The 18858-nt window shown below is 27.9% G+C and carries 20 protein-coding genes; 1 reads left to right on the top strand and 19 read right to left on the bottom strand.

Going from position 1 to position 18858, the window contains the following annotated elements; genetic code table 11:
* Window positions 1-58: 58 nt before the first annotated feature.
* Complete coding sequence (locus CLPU_RS05950; protein WP_050354736.1) at window positions 59-634, top strand: 5-formyltetrahydrofolate cyclo-ligase; 576 nt, start codon at window positions 59-61, stop codon at window positions 632-634.
* A gap of 110 nt (window positions 635-744) precedes the next feature.
* Here the strand turns inward: CLPU_RS05950 and CLPU_RS05955 are convergent, their stop codons facing one another.
* From CLPU_RS05955 to CLPU_RS06045, 19 genes are all read right to left on the bottom strand, one after another.
* A complete protein-coding gene (locus CLPU_RS05955) occupies window positions 745-3126 on the bottom strand; it encodes a Lon protease family protein (RefSeq protein ID WP_050354737.1) in 2382 nt (793 codons plus the stop codon).
* Between the two features lie 160 nt (window positions 3127-3286).
* Window positions 3287-3724 carry a protease complex subunit PrcB family protein gene (locus CLPU_RS05960; RefSeq protein WP_050354738.1) on the bottom strand — a complete coding sequence of 146 codons (438 nt, stop codon included), beginning with the start codon at window positions 3722-3724 and terminating at the stop codon, window positions 3287-3289.
* A gap of 313 nt (window positions 3725-4037) precedes the next feature.
* Window positions 4038-4988 (bottom strand): transketolase family protein, encoded by a 951-nt coding sequence (locus CLPU_RS05965; RefSeq protein ID WP_050354739.1) that lies wholly within the window; start codon window positions 4986-4988, stop codon window positions 4038-4040.
* Window positions 4988-5809, bottom strand: a complete 822-nt coding sequence (locus CLPU_RS05970) for a transketolase (RefSeq protein ID WP_050354740.1) — start codon at window positions 5807-5809, stop codon at window positions 4988-4990. The genes CLPU_RS05965 and CLPU_RS05970 overlap by 1 nt, the downstream gene beginning before the upstream one ends.
* Before the next feature lie 16 nt (window positions 5810-5825).
* Window positions 5826-6689 (bottom strand): YitT family protein, encoded by an 864-nt coding sequence (locus CLPU_RS05975; protein ID WP_235436116.1) that lies wholly within the window; start codon window positions 6687-6689, stop codon window positions 5826-5828.
* Window positions 6690-6744: 55 nt separating this feature from the next.
* Window positions 6745-7506 carry a WecB/TagA/CpsF family glycosyltransferase gene (locus CLPU_RS05980; protein WP_050354741.1) on the bottom strand — a complete coding sequence of 254 codons (762 nt, stop codon included), beginning with the start codon at window positions 7504-7506 and terminating at the stop codon, window positions 6745-6747.
* Complete coding sequence (gene csaB / locus CLPU_RS05985) at window positions 7499-8617, bottom strand: polysaccharide pyruvyl transferase CsaB (protein WP_050354742.1); 1119 nt, start codon at window positions 8615-8617, stop codon at window positions 7499-7501. The genes CLPU_RS05980 and csaB overlap by 8 nt, the downstream gene beginning before the upstream one ends.
* Before the next feature lie 54 nt (window positions 8618-8671).
* Entirely contained in the window at window positions 8672-10003 is a 1332-nt protein-coding gene (locus CLPU_RS05990) for an O-antigen ligase family protein (RefSeq protein WP_050354743.1), read from the bottom strand.
* Window position 10004: 1 nt separating this feature from the next.
* Entirely contained in the window at window positions 10005-10559 is a 555-nt protein-coding gene (locus CLPU_RS05995; RefSeq protein WP_050354744.1) for a hypothetical protein, read from the bottom strand.
* A 12-nt stretch (window positions 10560-10571) separates the two neighbouring features.
* Window positions 10572-11066: a DUF4330 domain-containing protein gene (locus tag CLPU_RS06000; RefSeq protein WP_050354745.1), complete on the bottom strand. Its 495-nt coding sequence runs from the start codon at window positions 11064-11066 to the stop codon at window positions 10572-10574.
* An 11-nt stretch (window positions 11067-11077) separates the two neighbouring features.
* Window positions 11078-11554, bottom strand: a complete 477-nt coding sequence (locus CLPU_RS06005) for a DUF4330 domain-containing protein (protein WP_050354746.1) — start codon at window positions 11552-11554, stop codon at window positions 11078-11080.
* 16 nt (window positions 11555-11570) lie between these two features.
* Window positions 11571-12689 carry a glycosyltransferase gene (locus tag CLPU_RS06010; protein WP_050354747.1) on the bottom strand — a complete coding sequence of 373 codons (1119 nt, stop codon included), beginning with the start codon at window positions 12687-12689 and terminating at the stop codon, window positions 11571-11573.
* Window positions 12690-12754: 65 nt separating this feature from the next.
* On the bottom strand, window positions 12755-13840 hold the full coding sequence (locus CLPU_RS06015) for a glycosyltransferase (RefSeq protein WP_050354748.1): 1086 nt from the start codon (window positions 13838-13840) through the stop codon (window positions 12755-12757).
* Between the two features lie 268 nt (window positions 13841-14108).
* Complete coding sequence (locus CLPU_RS06020) at window positions 14109-14582, bottom strand: hypothetical protein (protein WP_050354749.1); 474 nt, start codon at window positions 14580-14582, stop codon at window positions 14109-14111.
* Window positions 14583-14777: 195 nt separating this feature from the next.
* Window positions 14778-15128: a type II toxin-antitoxin system PemK/MazF family toxin gene (locus CLPU_RS06025; RefSeq protein WP_050354750.1), complete on the bottom strand. Its 351-nt coding sequence runs from the start codon at window positions 15126-15128 to the stop codon at window positions 14778-14780.
* Window positions 15125-15406, bottom strand: a complete 282-nt coding sequence (locus CLPU_RS06030; RefSeq protein ID WP_050354751.1) for a CopG family ribbon-helix-helix protein — start codon at window positions 15404-15406, stop codon at window positions 15125-15127. Before CLPU_RS06030 ends, CLPU_RS06025 begins: the two co-directional genes overlap by 4 nt.
* A 217-nt stretch (window positions 15407-15623) precedes the next feature.
* On the bottom strand, window positions 15624-16796 hold the full coding sequence (alr, locus tag CLPU_RS06035) for an alanine racemase (RefSeq protein ID WP_050354752.1): 1173 nt from the start codon (window positions 16794-16796) through the stop codon (window positions 15624-15626).
* A gap of 72 nt (window positions 16797-16868) precedes the next feature.
* Window positions 16869-17495, bottom strand: a complete 627-nt coding sequence (locus CLPU_RS06040) for a LolA family protein (protein ID WP_050354753.1) — start codon at window positions 17493-17495, stop codon at window positions 16869-16871.
* A 13-nt stretch (window positions 17496-17508) separates the two neighbouring features.
* The gene (locus CLPU_RS06045; protein WP_050354754.1) at window positions 17509-18819 is read right to left on the bottom strand and encodes an NAD(P)H-hydrate dehydratase; all 1311 of its coding nucleotides are present in this window, start codon (window positions 18817-18819) and stop codon (window positions 17509-17511) included.
* Window positions 18820-18858 lie beyond the last annotated feature (39 nt).

The following is an 18858-nucleotide window of genomic DNA, read 5'->3' on the forward strand; positions in this document are numbered from 1 at the left end:
ACCATAATCTTTAGTATAATTACTATAGTATATTTTACAAAAAAGTGGAGGTATAGTTATGGATAAAAATACTTTAAGAAAAGAAATATTATCACAAAGAAAAGCTATGTCGTTGGAAGAAGTAAATAAAAAAAGTGATCAAGTTACAGATTTATTACTTTCATCTGAATATTATAAAAATGCAAAAAACATAATGGCTTATATAGATTTTAGAAATGAGGTCAAAACAGAAAGACTAATAAAAACAGCTTTGAAAGACAAAAAAAATATTATAATTCCTATAAGTGTAGTAGAAACTAGACAACTTATCCTATCTCAGCTATTAGATTATGATAATGAGCTTGAATCTGGTACATATGGCATACTAGAGCCCAAAAAAGAATTCATAAGAGAAGTTGAACCTAGTTGTATAGACTTAGTTTTGATTCCTGGAGTAGCTTTTGATAGAAGAGGTTTTAGAATAGGATATGGAGCTGGATACTATGACAGATTCCTTGAAAAAGTTGATAAATCTGCTCCTAAAATAGCCTTATCATTTGAGTTACAAATGGTATCTAATGCTTTTGAAGGTCCTCATGATTTTCCAGTTGATTCTATTATTACTGAAAATGAGGTAATAATTTGTAAAAGATAAAATGAAACAGCTTCCTGTACATAGGAAGCTGTTCCATTTACTTTATGAATAATTATATTTAAAGTAAATTTTTATTTTTTATACTTTCAATATTTAAGTTATATTTTAATTTAACTTTTATCAGATTTAGCATACTTATTAAGTTTTCTTTGTATAAAGTAACTAATTGTACCAACTGGAAACTTTTCATTTTCATCTTTTTTCCCATATGGTATTCCTGTTAATATTTCAATTCCTTCATCAATAGTTTTTATTGCATATATACTGAACTTACCTTGCCTTACGGCTTTTATAACTTCATCACTTAGCATAAGATTTTCTATATTTTGATAAGGAATTATTACTCCCTCATTTCCAGTTAATCCTTTTATTTTACATATCTTAAAGAAACCTTCTATCTTTTCATTTACTCCACCTATAGGTTGTATAATACCTTTCTGATTAACCGATCCTGTAGTAGCTATTCCTTGATTTATTGGTAGTCCGGATAGACTAGAAAGTAATGCATATAGCTCTGTACTAGAAGCACTATCACCTTCTATGGTATCATATGACTGCTCAAACGTAATACTTGCAGATAGTGATAATGGAGTTTTGGTAGCATATTTTTCTCCTAAATATCCACTTAGTATTAATACACCTTTATCATGAATACTTCCACTTTTTGATACTTCTCTTTCTATATTTATTATTCCATCTTTACCTACAAATGTAGACGCTGTAATTTTACTAGGTTTTCCAAATGAATATTCTCCTAAATCTATTACCGCAAGTCCGTTAATCTCTCCAACCTTCCAAGTATTGGTGTCAATTATTATATTTTCTTTTTCTATCATGTGTTGGATCTTCTCTTCATATTTATTATTTCGATAATACTTTTCATCTATGGCCTTTTTTATGTGTTCTCTTTTTACAACACCTACATCTTCAAATTCAGCCCAAGTATCTGCCTCATACATTATTTCAACAATTCGATTAAATCTAGTTGTTAATTTTTTCTGATGATCTGCTAGTCTTGAACTATATTCTATAATTTCCTCTATTGCCGACTTGTGAAAAGGTCTTAAATTTTCTTCTTTACAATGATTAGCTATAAAAGAAATTATTTTCTTAATATTTTCTTCATTTCTATCCATTTCTACATCGAAGTCTGCTCTTATTCTAAATAGCTCTTTGAATTCATCATCATATAAATAAAGTAATTGATATGTGTAATAATCCCCAATAAGAATTATTTTTATATCAAGTGGAATAGGCTCTGGTTTTATGCTCTCAGCTAATATGCTATCTTTATTTATATTTTCTACCTTAGATTCTTCATTTATAAGACATCTTTTAAGTCCTTCCCACGATACATAATTGGTTATAAGATCTTTCGCTTGTATTAGTAAATACCCTCCATTAGCTTCATGTATAGATCCTGGTCTTATTTTTGTATGATCTGTTTTTAATGCACCTAATTCATTTATGTGTTCAACTTTACCTAATAAGTTATAATATAAAGGGTTTGATTCCTTTATTACCGGTGCCCCTTGCCTATCAACATTGTTTATAAATAGATTTACCTCATATCTTTTAAAAAAATCCTCTAGCAGTTTATTTTTGCTTAATATATTTTTAAGTTCTTCTTCCTCTTCTTCATCTTCTAAGAACTCATCTAAATTTAATATTATATCCTCCTGCATCTTTATAATATAATTTCTTACTTTATTATTGTCTTCAAATTTCTGTAAAAGTGAGTTGAATCTCGAATAAATAAGCTCGAATGCAATTTCTTCGTCTAATTCTTCTAATTTATCCCTTAACACATCTTCTATTTCTCTTAATCTTTTTACTATCTCTAAAGTCTTTTTACTAAGTTCATTAGAATTTTCTTTTATTTTAGTTACTTCTTCTTTTGGTAATGACTTTATGTCTTCATCTTTTATTAGCTCTCCATTTACGATAGGAATACTTAACAACCCTTTTTCTGTTTGTTTAAATACGAAGTTATATTCTTTTGCTGTCTCATTTAATTCACATATTACTGACTCTATCTTCTTCTTAAAATAATTATACACTATAGCTCTTTTATCTTCGTAATCCTTAGACGAAAATATTTGTGGAAAATCTATTTTTAAATTTTCTATTATATCCTCTACTTCTTTTTTAAATATAATCCCATCTCCTGATTTAAAACTTAATGCTATAGGACTATCTGGTTTATCAAAGTTATACACATAACACCAATCGTCAGGAGTTTCTTTCTTACTAGCAAACTCTGATGCCATTGAATATGAGTGGCTACTTCTCCCAGTTCCGGAAATGCCTGAAACAAATATATTATAACCTTTCTTTTTTATAGATAATCCAAATTCTAGTGCTCTTACTCCTCTTTCTTGACCTATTATATCTTTTAATGGATTAACATCGTTAGTATTACTAAATTTAAATTTGGATAACTTACATTTTCTTTTTAACTTAGAAGCTGGTACTTTCAGATCATATATCAAGCCATTCACCTCCTGAATTTAAATTTTAACTAAAAATAAATTTTAATAGCAATATTATTTTTAGTTATAATTCCTTTATATTCTAAAACAAAAAAAAATTGACTGTCACACTCAAAATATATACAAAAAAGATTAAAGTCACTATATTTTAATAGTGACTTTAATCCTCATATTCTACTTCTAACTTTATTTTATCTGGTAATTTTTCTAATTCTGTTTTTACTACAACTACAGGATAGGTAATTATTTGTGCGACCATTTCATCATGTTTAGGATCTTTATATTTTGCATATGCTACCAATTCAAAGTTTTTATTACTATCTACTTTAGTAATTTTCTCTAGCTTTACAGAATATCCAGCGGTTCTTTTTTCTCCTCTAGTTACTATTACATATATTTCATTGTTTACTTTACACGCCAAAGCTCTTTCTTCTCCTAAGTACCTGGGAATTAATTCTTGTATTTTAGTTGGAGCTTCGCTTGTTTCAATAGTTTTGAACTTCACGTCTTGATCACCTTCGTTTTTAATTATTTTGGGAATAAATATTAACCCTACAATTATTAATAATATAGCTGCTAAAATTCCAAATTTCTTCACTAAATACCCTCCTTATACACTTGTGGGATATCTATCTTATTATTTTATTAATATTACTATTAATATTAACAGAAATGGGTATTTATGATTTAAAGTGTTTTATTATTATTTTACATATAGTTATATATTCTAATAATATTTTTATAGAATTAATTTTATACATTCCTAAAATATTTTTAGACCTCTCTTTATATATTTATATTCAATTTGGATTACATTTGATATATTATATAGTATATTTATATGTATTTATAAAAAACCCTTATTCTAGTACTAGAATAAGGGTTCTATTATTTTAAAAGATTAACTAAATTTATTTTTTCTTTTTTAGTACTACTTTTCTAGCTGACTCAGCAATATTTTCAGGAGTAAGACCATATTTCTTCAATAAGTCATCACCACTTCCAGATTCGCCGAAAGTATCATTAACTCCAACTCTAATTAAAGGAACTGGGTAATTTTCAGAAATAACTTCTGCAACAGCACTTCCTAGTCCACCTATTACATTGTGTTCTTCTGCTGTCACTATTGCACCTGTTTCTTTTGCTGATTTTATTATAATATCTTGATCTATAGGCTTTATTGTATGTATATTTATAACTCTAGCATTAATCCCTTCTTTTGATAATATCTCTTTAGCTTCTAATGCCATAGATACCATAATTCCTGTTCCTATTATAGTTACATCATTTCCATCTGATATTTGAATCCCTTTTCCAATTTCGAATTCATAGTTACTTTCATCAAATATTACTGGTACCTTACTTCTTCCTAATCTTATATAAGCAGGACCAACATGCTCTGCTAATTTTAAAATAGCTTTTTTAGCTTCAATTCCGTCAGCTGGGTTTATAACAACCATATTAGGTATTGTTCTCATTATACTTATATCTTCTAAAGCCTGATGCGATGCTCCGTCTTCTCCAACAGTAAGTCCTGCATGAGTAGCAGCAACCTTTACATTTAGTTTTGGGTAAGCAACTGAATTTCTTATGATTTCAAAAGCTCTTCCAGTGGCAAACATAGCAAAAGAACTAGCAAAAGGTATTTTTCCAGTAGTTGAAAGTCCTGCTGCTGTTCCTATTAAGTTTTGCTCCGCTATTCCCACATTTATAAATCTTTCAGGAAATTCTTTTTGAAATTCTGCTGTCTTCGTTGATTTTGATAAGTCAGCATCTAGTACAACAACATTTTTATTTATTTTACCTAATTCTTTTAGAGCTTCTCCATAAGCATCTCTTGTAGCCATAGCTTTTGCTGTCATTAGATTTCACCCCCAAGCTCGTTAAGTGCCTGATTCGTTTGTTCATCATTTGGTGCATTACCATGCCAACCTGCTTCATTTTCCATGAATGATACACCTTTTCCTTTAACTGTTTTAGCTATAATTATTGTAGGTTTTTCTTTTAAGTTTTTGCTTTTTTCAATTGCCTTTATTATTTGTTTAAAATCATGTCCATCGATTTTTATAACATTCCATCCAAAGGCTTCAAATTTTTTATCTATTGGCTCTATATTCATTACTTCTTCATTATTTCCATCAATTTGAAGTCCATTATGATCTAAAAAAACTGTTAAGTTATCAAGTTTATAGTGAGCTGAAAACATAGCAGCTTCCCAAATCATTCCTTCTTGAACTTCTCCATCTCCTAATAAAGCATAAACTCTATAACCTTTATTATCTATTTTTCCTGCTAATGCTATTCCATTGGCAGCTGATAGTCCCTGTCCTAACGATCCTGTAGACATATCTACTCCAGGTGTTCCTTTCATATCAGGATGCCCTTGTAACATAGAATCTATCTTTCTAAGTTTCATTAATTCTTCTTTGGGAAAGTATCCCTTTTCCGCTAATGTAGCATATAACACGGGAGCTGCATGTCCTTTTGATAGAACAAATCTATCTCTATCTTCCCATTTTGGATTTTTAGGATCTATTTTCATTTCTTTAAAGTATAATGTTGTTAATATTTCACATGCAGATAATGATCCACCAGGATGACCTGATTTAGATTCATGAATCATATTTATTATATTCTTTCGTAACTTATTTGAAATTTCTTTAAGCTCACAATAATTATCCATTAGTGAAAAAAACCTCCTATTCTATTTTAAAGTCTTTAAATCCTTCTCCTAAGACTTCATTGATATCTGTAACTATTATAAATGCATTTGAATCTATAGAGTGAACAATTTTTTTGAGTTTGTATATTTGTGATCTAGTAACTGCGCATAGAATTATATCTTTATCATTACCACTATAAAAACCTCTACCTTTTAGTACTGTTACTCCTCTTTCTAGTTCATTTAAAATCATACTTCCCATCTTATCTGAGTTTTCTGAAATTATGAAAAACGCTTTACTATAGCTAAGCCCAGCTAACATTATATCAATTACCTTTATTGTAACATAAAGAGTTATAATTGAGTATAAAGGTATTTCTAAATTCATACTAACAAATCCTGACATTACTATAACTGTAAAATCTATCATCATCATAAAAGTCGATATATTAAAATGTGGGAATTTTTTGTTCAACATTACACCCGCTAAATCAGTACCACCTGTGGTTCCTCCTGATCTAAATACTATCCCTGATCCTAGTCCCATTAAAGCACCACCAAATATGGAAGCTAGTAAAAAATCATTGGTTGCATGTGTAGTAGGAATAATCCACATAAAAAAAGATAGCATTATAATTCCGTAAAAAGTTTTTACGCCAAAAGCTTTTCCTACTATAAAAACTCCCGCTATAAATAAAGGAATATCTATTAATAGATTAGTAAGCCATATCTGTATTAAACCATTAGTAACTTTCGTTGTCATGATTCCTATTCCAGTTACTCCTCCAGGAGCAAATCCATTTGGTTCTATAAAACCCTTAATGGCAAAAGCCATAATAAAAGTTCCTATAGTGATACCTATGTAATTAAGTATATTCTTATACCATGGAATATTTTTCAAAGCAATTCCTCCATGCACAGTACATTTTTATTTTAATTTAGAAAATATTTATTCTCTATTCTACAACATTGTCTCTCGAAAAGAGTACAATAAGTATAAATAGGGGAAGTACTATTTGTCTTTTTATTCTTTTAGGCTCTTTTATCAATCTATATAACCATTCTAATCCTAGTTTTTGGTATATTTCAGGAGCCCTTTTAACTTTCCCAGCTAATACATCAATAGTTCCACCGTTTCCTATTATAACTTTACAGTTTAAACTATCCTTATTTTCCTTTATCCATTTTTCTTGTTTAGGTGCTCCAAATCCTACAAATAGTATATCAGCACCTGAAGCATTTATTTCATTTATAATTTTATTTTCTTCTTCATGTTTAATATGTCCAGTATGAGTTCCTTTAAAATACCCATTATGACATCCAGCAATTTTTATGTTAGGATATTTTTCTTTTATTTTTAAAGCTGCCTCTTCCGAAACACCTTCTTTTCCTCCTAGTAGATACAAGCTATACCCTAATTCATTTGCTACTTCCAAAATTTTTACTGATAAATCAAATCCTGTAACTCTTTCTGGTAATGGTTTCTTTTTTATTCTAGAAGCATATACTAATCCTATACCATCTGGAACTACTAAATTTCCTTCATTTAATATACTTTTTAGTTCTTGGTCTTTTCTAGTTTCCATGATTATCTCAGTATTAGGCGTATATACAACTTTGGTTTCATCTTCATTTAAAAATTCTTTTATTTTATTTGTGGCTTCATCTAATGTTATTTTATTTACGTCTACTCCTAATATCTTAATAATGTTATTCATATTTTTCTCTCCTAATCTTTAAAATGTCTAAAGCCAACATTACATTATCAAGAGCTTTATCTTTTAAGTTTTCATTCAACTTATATAAGTTTTCTTTAATTACTTCTCTATTATTCCAAACTTTTTCTACTTTATCACACAAATCTTCTAATTCTAGAGTATTTATATCACATCTATATTCAAGTTCTATTAGATCTAAAAATCCATCTATCTTAGGATCATATGTTATTCCTATCATTGGAACTGATTGAGTAGCAGCATATATTAGAGAATGTAGTCTCATTGCTATTATAAACTCTAGTTTGCTTACTATTCCCATAATATCTTCAACACTATAGTTATTTTTGAGAACATAACAAGAGTTGTTTTTTGCCATCTTAGCAATATCATTACTTATTTTTAAATCTTCTGGATAGTGCATAGGTATAAATATGATATTTGCATCATATTTATTCTTTATAAAATGAATAGTTTCTGCAACTATTCTCTTTAAATTTTCACTATTTTCCCAGTCTCTAATTGATATTCCGATTAACTTTTTATCTGTAGGAATTTTTTCAGATTCTAAAATATCATTTATCCTTTTATCTTCTGACGGTATTAATGTAAAAACAGGGTCTGATGTTACAAGACATTTCTTTTTTACGTTTAAATCTTCTAATGTCTTCTTTGAATTATAGTCTCTCAACGTTATTAAATCAACATTATTTAATATAACCCTGGTCAAGAACCTATTAATTTTTTTATTTATAGGTCCTATTCCATTGGCATACACCATAACAGATTTTCGTAAAATTTTAGCAATGGCCATAACCGCTAGATAGTACAGTATAGATCTTGTACTTGTAACGTCTTGTAAAAGACTCCCTCCACCACTTATAAGTAAGTCTGCTTCATTTATAGCTTTTACCACTTTAAAAAAGTTTATCCTATTTATAGCTTTAATTTTGTATATTTTTTCAGTAGCTTCAGGAGTCCCAGAAAGAACAGAAATTTCTATATTTTTATCTAACCTTTTTAAATCATTAACGATAGCTTTGAGTATAGCATCATCTCCACTATTGTTAAATCCATAGTATCCAGATATTAGTACTTTTCTTTTATTCTCCATAGAGATTACTCCTTCAAATGAGTTTTAAACTCTTTGTATTGTTGAACAAAATTACTACTCTTCTATAGTTTCAACTTGTAGTTTATAATTTAAAAGTGCTATAGCGACTATCACCCAAAAAGTTATTATTATTCTTCCGTTAAAAAACACATTCTCCACCAGTCCATGAGCTAAAAGTCCACACATACCACTAGCTACTCCTATAGCTAGTATTTTGAATTTTTTATCTATTCCTTTTACATAACTTATAAAGCTTGCTCTAAAAGTATTAATTACTACTGCAATAAAAGATAAAAATCCAAAAATTCCTGTTTCAACTAATATTTGAAGATATATATTATGAGAATGCACTGCTATAATTCCTAGTCTCATATAATTTGGATATATAGCTCTAAATGCACCTATACCTATTCCTATCCCTGATATAATATAATCCCTTATCATATCTATTGTTGCAAGCCACAGAGGGAATCTATACGAAGTAGAAGAATCTTTTACATTGGTTATAGTATTAATTCTTGTTAATATAACATCTGGTGATACTAAAATTAATCCTATTCCAGCTAAAAAATAAACTATAAAAAGCCTTCTATCTACGAAAAATGCAAATACAACTGCTGCAATTGCAATGCCTACCCATCCACCTCTTGAAAATGTAAGGAGAAGACATAAAAGTTGCACACCTACAGCTCCTAAGTAAAATAACTTTTTAAATCTATTTCTTTCACCCCACAACATTGATACTCCCAGTGGTATTGTTAGTAAAAGATATTCAGCTAATACATTTGGATTTTCAAGTGTTGAGTATACTCTGGTTTTCAAATCTGGATTAAGCTGTTTGTCAACCCAGCTTTCATCTAAAGCTATCCCAACTTTATATTGATATAATCCATATAATGAAACGAGTAAAGACGCTAGAATTATTAGCATTATAAAACGCTTAAATGTTTTTTTATCTTCTATCAAATTTATTAGTAAAAATGGCATAGATATAGCAATTATATATATTAATAGTTGCTTGATACTTTCTTTAAATGCAAAAGATGATACTGTAGCAAATACTAAAGTTATTATGAAGAATATTATAGAGTACTTAAAAGGTAATTTTTTAAACTTTTTATTTGGATTTATAATAAAATTTAATATGAAAGATCCCATCACTAATGCATATAATAGTGTGGTGTACTTTAGAGATACAAATGGTATAATAAATACCAGTAAAAATAGCCCTATTTGAGGGCTGACTAGAGTCAGTATTGTTCCTACAAGTCCACCAACTATCTTAATAGCCGTTGTCAAAGGAAATAAAAATAAAAGTACACCTATAATAATTCCTGCAAGTACGCCAATAAATGGTGTATAATCTCTTTTTAATCTTAATTCCATATTAACACTCCTCATTAGACTTTTCACTTAAAAGTCTGTTGATTATCTTTACAAAGCTACTATTTGACATCATATCTTTCAATTTTACATTACTAAATGCAATAATATATAGAATTACAGATATTATTATATAAATTATAGCTTTGTTTATAGTAAGTGAACCCGTGACAACCTTTAGTATTCCAAAAGTAATTAAAGTTGTTCCGCATGTAATACATATAAAAGATACTATACTACCTAGAATATTGTTATATGCATTTTTAGAAAAGTCTATTAACCTACTTTCCACAACTGATTTTTTAAAAATAGATCTTATAAAATCAAATATTCCATATATTACTTTAGACAATAAGTTCAATATTTTTGTTATTAAACTTTTATCTTCTATGTCTTCCCTATATCTAAGTAACTTAGATACAATATAACTATTTAACATACTATTTCCAACAAATGAAACAAATCTAGTTAAAATATTGTAAATAAAGCTACTTTTTAATATTCTTAAAAAGCTATCATATGATTTATTAAAATAATTTAAAATAACACTATTTTTCATATTATCATCCTTTTATATGTCTTGTCCTTTAATTACAAACACTGTAGAATCTAAAACATACAACTTAGTTTTTAAAAGTAATCTATTTCCAACTCTTAATTCTTTATTGCCTGAAACTATTGAATTTTCATTAACTACTGCATTTGCATCAATATCTATATACAAATCATATCTTTCTGGTATTTCTGCCTTTTTTATTTCACCTTTACCTGTTTTAACTTCTTTGATTGCTGGTTTAACTTCTATATTTTTTATTTTACCGAAAACTATTCCTGTATCGTATTCTTTTACAACATCTCCAACTTTTATTTTATCTAGACTAAATTTTTCTCTTTCCTTAACATATAATCTAACATTCAATTCCTTCGTACCTAAGGAAGTATTTTGTTTGACTCCTTTGACTTTATATAAAGCCCCCACCCCTAAGACAACTATTAATAAAACTATAAATAAATCCAGTATATTAACTTTACCGAATAATTTTCCTTTTTTATCTATAATAGGCATATTAGTCCCTCCTATTTGTTATTTGGAATTTTTATATCTGTAACTTTTGTCTCTATAGCTGTTATATTATCTTTTAATCTAATCGTACCTTCATATCTTACTTCTCTTCCACCAAGTTTTACAAAATCATCTGTAACTTGTCCTTCCCCTTTTAATGTCAAATATATTGTATATCTATCTGGCATTTTACTCTTTACGATTCTTCCATCACTAGTCTCTACAAAGTCATATGCTTCTTCAACTTTTTTATCAATAACTTCTCCAAAAATTTCATTGTTATCACTATCACTAAATATATTTCCTTTATTTATAACATCAACACTTTCTTTCTTTACTCCTTCAACTCTAACAGTTACTTCTACAGGAACTAAACTTACATTGTTTGTAACTGTCCCTTTCTTTTTTACAAAATAGAGTGATCCTGCTGCAACTACAGCTATCAAAATGAATATAATTCCAAAGTCAATCCAATTAAATTTCTTTTTCATACTACATTCACCTACCCTAACTATTTAAAATTTCATCATATATTTTAACATGATTTCTTGACATACTTTCTGATGAGTATTGATTGCATACTTTGCTGTACAGATTTTCTCCTTGTTCATGTATTAATTTATTATCATTTATAAGAATATTTAACTTTTCGGCAAAATCGTCATACTCTCCAGGTTCAAATAAAAATCCTGTATATTCATCAGACACCAAGTCTTTTATACCTCCTACATTTGAGGAAACAATAGGCTTTTTAAGAAGAGCTCCTTCTAGTATAACATATGGAAAGCTCTCACTATAAGAAGTTATTGTATTAATATCTATTGCATTTAAAAAGCTAAATTGTTCTTTTACAAATCCTAAAAAGTGTACATTCTTGCTTATATTAAGACTTTGAGACATATTTTTTAAGTTTTCTTCTTCTTCTCCATCACCAGCTATAAAAAATTCTACATTATTATTTTTTTCAATAACTTTTTGTGCTCCTTTTAAAAATACATCTAGTCCTTTAACTGGATGTAATCTAGCTAGTATACCTACTTTTATGGATTCTTCTTTGAAACTGATATTATATTTATTAAAGAACTCTTTCGGATCTACAATATTCATTTTAATATTTGTATCTATCCCATTATATACAGTAAATATTTTATTTTTATTAAATCCTCTACTTATCATCATTTCTTTAAAGTTATTTGAAACACCTATATAGTAATCCATGCGTTTTAATGCAATATAGTTTAAGTTTTTATAAACTACACTTTTATAGAAATTACCTTTAAAATCTAGTATATAGTCACTATGTATAGTAGTAACAATAGGAGTTTTACAAAATATTTTTATTATTGCTCCTATAAAATTAGCCCTGGCACCATGACAATGTATTATATCATATTTTTCTTGTTTTATCTCTTTTACTAACCTCTTTATAATCGAAAAATCATATCTTTTTTTCTGTTCAAGAACATGTATATTAATTCCTTCATTTAATAACTGTTCGTAAAAATCACCTTTCATGAAGCATATTAGCTTTACATCTATATTTTTTTGTAGTTCTTTTAATAAATTTATGATATGTGTCCTTGCTCCACCTGTGTCTCCACCACTAATTAAATGTAATACTTTCATAAATATTATCCTACTCCACCAAAAGATAGGATCTACCCTCCTTTTTATTAAGGACTTTTATTTAGTTAACTTATACTATTTTCGTAAAGTTCTACTGTTTTTTCTACCATATTAGTTATAGAAAACTTATCTATTACTAATTTCCTAGCATTCTTTTTCTTTTCCAAGTATTCATCTTTATTACTGTACAATTCTAATATACTATTTGCCAAAGCTTCTTTATCTCCATATTCAATCATAGCTCCACAGTTGCTTTGTTCAAATATTTCTGGAACACCTCCAACATTAGTAGCTATAGCTGGTATATTGCAAGACAATGCCTCAAGTATTGAAAATGATATAGCTTCATTTATAGATGGTGAAATATAAATATCACTAGCAGATAAAAGACTTGGTATATCTTCTCTATAACCAGTAAATATGATATTCTCCTCTAATTCTAACTCTTTTATCTTATTTTCTAAATTATTCTTTTCACTTCCATCTCCTACTAATAAACATTTAAATTGAATACCTTTATTTTTTAGTTCATAAAGTCCATCAATTAAAAAATCATGTCCTTTAATCTTCTCAAATCTTGCAGCTGTAATTAAAAGTAATTCATCTTTATCTATATTAAATTCCTCTCTTATATTGTTTACAGCAATAGGTTTAAAATATTCTGTATCAACTCCATTGTATATGGTAGTAATTTTTTTAGAATTGATATTTTCATTTTCTAGTGATTTTTTTACCGCATTAGAGACTGATATTATTCTATCAGCAAATTTAGCAAATACTTTATTAAGCTTATTAATTAAACCACTATACTCATATATAAAGTGGGTAGTCCAAACTACCCTCAACTTAGGATAAAATAACTTAGCTAAAACTGCAATGAAACTTTCTCTTAAAAAGTGAGCCTGTATTATATCTATTTTATTTTTTTTACAATATGAAGCTATCTTGTGGGCAGATTTTATATCATAAACACTATTCATAGGTATAATTTCTACCTCAACGTCAAGTTCTTCTAATTTCCTATGGTTATATCCTTTATGATCACATACTATAAAATATTTTACATTCTCTTTCGAGTTTTTTATTAAATTAATTAAATAAGTCTCAGCTCCACCTTTTTCCATGCTAAAAATAAGATGTAAAACATTCACTATAAGTTTTCTCCTTTCAATGGTCGAATACGACTTTTATCACTAGTTATATCTAAAATTGATTTTTTATATTCATTCTTAAAGATTATACCATAGTTTAATTTCTTTGTTTATATTTACATTATAGTAAAGAGTATTTTTTATAAAAAATCACTTCTTAAGTATATATCTTATAAGTTGCAAATTAGTTTACAATTTAATTAAAAAAGACACTCTTTATGTTTACAAGTATAATATACATAAAAAGTATCTCTATATAGTTATCTATTTATTTTACTGTATATTTTCCTTTTACCATAAAGGTTCCATAAGTAACAACCTCTGCTCCTCTACCATCTCTAGGAATTATTAATAAGTGATTTTTTGATATAATTTCTCCAGCTTCTAAATCTTTTCCTTGTGTGATATCTGATATCCCACCATACTCTCCAATTATAGCCTTTACTGTTCCTGCTCTTAAAATTATTTCCGTTCCTGCATTTCCTATTAATTGTTCTCCAGCTTTAAGTTCTACTATTTTAAATGTCTCACCATTACCTGATGAAATTTCACTTATTTTATTATCTATGTATGTTTTAAGTTCATTTACTTTTGTTTGTACATAACTGACAGTAGTAAGGGGATCTCCTTGAGTTCCTGGATCTGACTGACTTCCAAAAGTAATCTTATATATTCCCAAAGATAATATTAAAACCAAAGATACTATCAAATAAGTTTTCTTTTTATTAATTCTTGATTTCATGCTTGTCCCTCCTTAGACATAAGAATATAAAATATTTAATTTTGCATATATTTATATTATCATAATTTAAGGCTTTATATAATATGATATTCGACTTTCATTTTAAATATCCTGTATGTAAAATAAAAAAACATTATTTCCTAAGAAATAATGTCAAAATTAGATTTAAAATTAATAGCATTTATATAAAATTATTTAAAGATTTATCATACCTATACTTATTTTCAAGCATTCATCAACTTTTTCCATCATATCTTCATCAAAGTGACCGATCTTTTCTCTTAGTCTTTTTTTATCTATAGTTCTTATTTGTTCTAACAATACTACAGAATCCTTTGGTAATCCAAAGTCTGGAGCAGTAATTTCAACATGTGTTGGAAGCTTAGCTTTGTTTATCTGAGATGTTATAGCGCAAACTATAATAGTAGGACTATATTTATTTCCTATATCATTTTGAATAACTAATACAGGTCTAACACCGCCCTGTTCTGAGCCTATAACAGGACTTAAATCTGCATAAAATATATCTCCTCTCTTCACTATCACAATTTTTCACACCCTGTCAAAGTAGCTTCATATATTCCTAATTCCCTTATATCTTCGGCTAAGCCTAACTCAGCTAAAGCCATATTAATCTGGCTCATTTCTCTATATCCACTTTTCATTCTTTCTTTTATCTGGATTTTCTTTCGCTCTCTTAAATATAACTTCATGGCCTCTCGTATAAATTCACTTCTGTTCTTCTTTTCTATAGACACTATTCCATCAACCTCTTCTAGCAAACTGTTAGGTAAGCTAATAATTATTCTCTTTGTTTCGGCCATTATTGCACCTCCAGATCAAAGTATTTATTAGATTTATTTCCATTTCTGGTTGTTTATTACATTCACAAACTCGTATAATCAACTTTATAATTCCCTTCCTAATTAAACCTAATATTAATTATATTATATTCGTATGTCTTCGAGTATATACTCGATTATATATTATTTGCAATAATTATGTCAACAACTCAAGTTTCTTATACATTTCAATATAATTTTATAGTAGATAATCTAATATTTTTACTACTTTTTTATCTTTTATATATACTCTAGGTATTCTTCTGTTCATCATACACATAACTTCATAATTTATCGTTCCAAGTTTTTCCGCAATATCATCTACAGTTGTTATATTTTTTCCATAACCAAATATAGTTACTTCACTCTCTATATCAATATTATCTATAAAACTAACATCTACCATACACTGATCCATACATATTCTACCTATAACAGGAGCTTTTTTATCGTTAATAGTAACCTCATGGTTTCCTGATAACAATCTAGTAAATCCATCTGCGTATCCTATAGGTATGGTTGCTATTTTAGTCTCTTTGTTTGTTACATAAGTTTGACCATAACTAACACCTGTACCTTCACACACGGTTTTTATATTCGAAATTTTAGCTTTCAATGACATAACTGGCTTTAAGTTAACTATATTCTTATTTACATCTTGAGATGGATATAAACCATAAAGCATAATTCCTGCTCTTACTATATCAAAATTATATTCAGGTAAATCTATTATAGCTCCACTATTAGAGATGTGCTTTATCTTTATATATACGCCTCTATTTTCTAACTCATGTATTATATTTTCAAATATCTTAAATTGTTCATGTGAAAATGATTTATCTTTTTCATCAGATTTAGCAAAATGAGAAAAAATCCCTTGTATCTCAAGTCCACTTAATTTATTTATTTTTTCTATTTCATATATATTTTTTTCTATAGGTTTAAAACCTAATCTATTCATGCCTGTATCTATTTTTATGTGTATTTTTGCTATTTTATTTATATTATTGGCTAAGTTTGAAAGAATATAAGCAGAATCATAATTATATATAGTCTGTATAATATCATATTCTATAACATATTTAAGTTGACTGTTAGGCGTATATCCCATTATCAATATCTCATCATCAATTCCAGATTCTCTTAATTCTATTGCTTCTGATAGTGTTGCCACAGCAAACTTATTTATTCCATTATCTGAAAGCATATGAGCTATTGTAGTAGCACCGTGTCCATAAGCATCTGCTTTTACAACTGCCATAATGGAACTATTCTTATTAACTACTCTTTTTATCTCTTCTAAATTATGAATTAAATTATCTATGTTTATTTCTAACCATACTGGTCTAATCTCTTGTAAATCATTTATCATGTCTCTTCCCCCTTGTTACTGTTGCAAGACCTAACCTTTTTAAGTAATTCAATATTAAGTATATATTTTTTCTTACTTTAGTTCCATATTAAATTTGTCATCATTTATCCCAATATTATACTTAACTTCAGAATATTTAACCTCAACCAGAGTTTCCCCTTTATCATCAACTATAATCAACTTATATGGTAAGTGAGTTTTTTTATCTATCCAAATTTGTTCATACTTTCTATACATATTATTTCCTGGTATTTCTGCTTTTACTGTCATATATTCTTTTTCATCTAATGTATCTGACATAATCTGGGGATTTTCTGTAGTAATTAAAATTCTTAAAAAATAACCTATAAAAAGCATTTCATCTTGAAGTTGTTTATAATCTTTAAGTATAGTAAGCTGATTTATTTGAGGACTATATAAATAAGCTTGTTTTCCATTATAAATTGTCATATTTCCTTTGTTATTTTTTGGCTCTAATATTTCTGATATGTATTTATTAGGCTTTTTAAAAGTATGTTTAACTTTGTACTTTTCTGGCTTTTTATTACCTTTTATACTTATTTCTGCTACACAGCTATAATCTTCTATTTGATTTAGAGTTTTTTGTATATCATATAAACTTTCTTCATCAGTTGGCTCAGAACAACCTGTAAAAAAGACTAGTAAAATACTAATAAAACCAACTAATAGTTTTCTCATACTGCCTCTCCTTTTATAAACTGATTTCTTTAATGGCATAAGGTATATTTTCAAGTATGTCTGTAGCTATAGTTCCATATTCTCCTTTTTGCAATGCCGAAATATCGCCTGATAGTCCATGTATATACACTGCTAATATTGAAGATTTAATAGGGTCAAATTTCTGTCCTAAAAAGCTAGCTATTATGCCTGTAAGTACATCTCCACTTCCTGCTGTAGCCATTCCAGGGTTTCCTGTAGTATTTATATAGACATTATGGCTATCACAGACAATTGTATTATTTCCTTTTAAAACAGTTATAACATTATATTCTTTACTTGCTAATTTACTATACTTTATTCTATTTGTTTGAATGTCTGATATACTAACATCTAGTAGTCTTGAAAGTTCTCCTGGATGAGGTGTTATAATAGTTACTCCTTTTCGATTTTTTAATATATCTCTTTCTTTAGATATACAGTTTATACCATCTGCATCTATTACAACAGGTATATCTGTAGATCTTAATACTTTTCTTACAAGTTCTATTCTATAACTATCTACTCCAATTCCAGATCCTATAGCTATTACATCCATATCTCTAATTTGTGATATAACTTCATCTATCGAGTTATCTGTAAAATGACCTTTTCCTGAGTCATTTATAGGAATAACTATAGTTTCTGTAGATTTTATTGAAATTATATCACTTATAGTTTCAGGCACAATAGCGTATACTAGCCCACTTCCTGATCTTAGTGCAGACTTACATGATAAATATGCAGAACCACTCATCCCTTTACTTCCACCTATTATGCCAACTCTTCCATAAGTTCCTTTGTGACTTTCTTTTTTTCTCTTTGGAATCATGTTCTCTACTAGTTTCTTATCTATTATTTTTAAAGAATCTAAGCTATTACCTAAGTACATAATATCTTCATTTATTTTCGATACTTGTCTATAGTGTCTTTTGTCTTCCTCAAATATTGCTACTGATATAGCATTAGTTTTATCATGACTAATAGATAATACTAAGTTATACTCTCCTTTGGCTTCTGCAATTTTTTTAGCATTATCTTTTAAATCAACCATAGGCTTTCCAAGCTCATCATGATATATTTCAATATCAGTCCACTTAAAATCTCTTATTCCCGTTCCTAGAGCTTTACTTACTGCTTCTTTAGCTGAAAATAAGCCTGCTATAGTATTTATATTATTATTTCTACTCTGTATATATTCTATCTCTGAAAAAGTAAATATTCTTTTTAGAAAATCTTTATTTCTATTAAATGCTTTTTTTACTCTATCTACTTCTATAATATCTATTCCTATACCTTTTATCATTATTCCACCACCTTTATAAAAAATAAGTCCTATATAGGA

The sequence above is a fragment of the Gottschalkia purinilytica genome (assembly GCF_001190785.1).
Taxonomy (GTDB): Bacteria; Bacillota; Clostridia; order Tissierellales; family Gottschalkiaceae; genus Gottschalkia_A; species Gottschalkia_A purinilytica.

Coding starts and splice junctions, on each gene's coding strand:
- CLPU_RS05950 (WP_050354736.1), top strand. CDS start 59: ATGGATAAAAATACTTTAAGAAAAGAAATATTATCACAAAGAAAAGCT.
- CLPU_RS05965 (WP_050354739.1), bottom strand. CDS start 4,988: ATGACAGCAAAAGCTATGGCTACAAGAGATGCTTATGGAGAAGCTCTA.
- CLPU_RS05970 (WP_050354740.1), bottom strand. CDS start 5,809: ATGGATAATTATTGTGAGCTTAAAGAAATTTCAAATAAGTTACGAAAG.
- CLPU_RS05980 (WP_050354741.1), bottom strand. CDS start 7,506: ATGAATAACATTATTAAGATATTAGGAGTAGACGTAAATAAAATAACA.
- csaB (WP_050354742.1), bottom strand. CDS start 8,617: ATGGAGAATAAAAGAAAAGTACTAATATCTGGATACTATGGATTTAAC.
- CLPU_RS05990 (WP_050354743.1), bottom strand. CDS start 10,003: ATGGAATTAAGATTAAAAAGAGATTATACACCATTTATTGGCGTACTT.
- CLPU_RS05995 (WP_050354744.1), bottom strand. CDS start 10,559: ATGAAAAATAGTGTTATTTTAAATTATTTTAATAAATCATATGATAGC.
- CLPU_RS06000 (WP_050354745.1), bottom strand. CDS start 11,066: ATGCCTATTATAGATAAAAAAGGAAAATTATTCGGTAAAGTTAATATA.
- CLPU_RS06005 (WP_050354746.1), bottom strand. CDS start 11,554: ATGAAAAAGAAATTTAATTGGATTGACTTTGGAATTATATTCATTTTG.
- CLPU_RS06010 (WP_050354747.1), bottom strand. CDS start 12,689: ATGAAAGTATTACATTTAATTAGTGGTGGAGACACAGGTGGAGCAAGG.
- CLPU_RS06020 (WP_050354749.1), bottom strand. CDS start 14,582: ATGAAATCAAGAATTAATAAAAAGAAAACTTATTTGATAGTATCTTTG.
- CLPU_RS06030 (WP_050354751.1), bottom strand. CDS start 15,406: ATGGCCGAAACAAAGAGAATAATTATTAGCTTACCTAACAGTTTGCTA.
- alr (WP_050354752.1), bottom strand. CDS start 16,796: ATGATAAATGATTTACAAGAGATTAGACCAGTATGGTTAGAAATAAAC.
- CLPU_RS06040 (WP_050354753.1), bottom strand. CDS start 17,495: ATGAGAAAACTATTAGTTGGTTTTATTAGTATTTTACTAGTCTTTTTT.
- CLPU_RS06045 (WP_050354754.1), bottom strand. CDS start 18,819: ATGATAAAAGGTATAGGAATAGATATTATAGAAGTAGATAGAGTAAAA.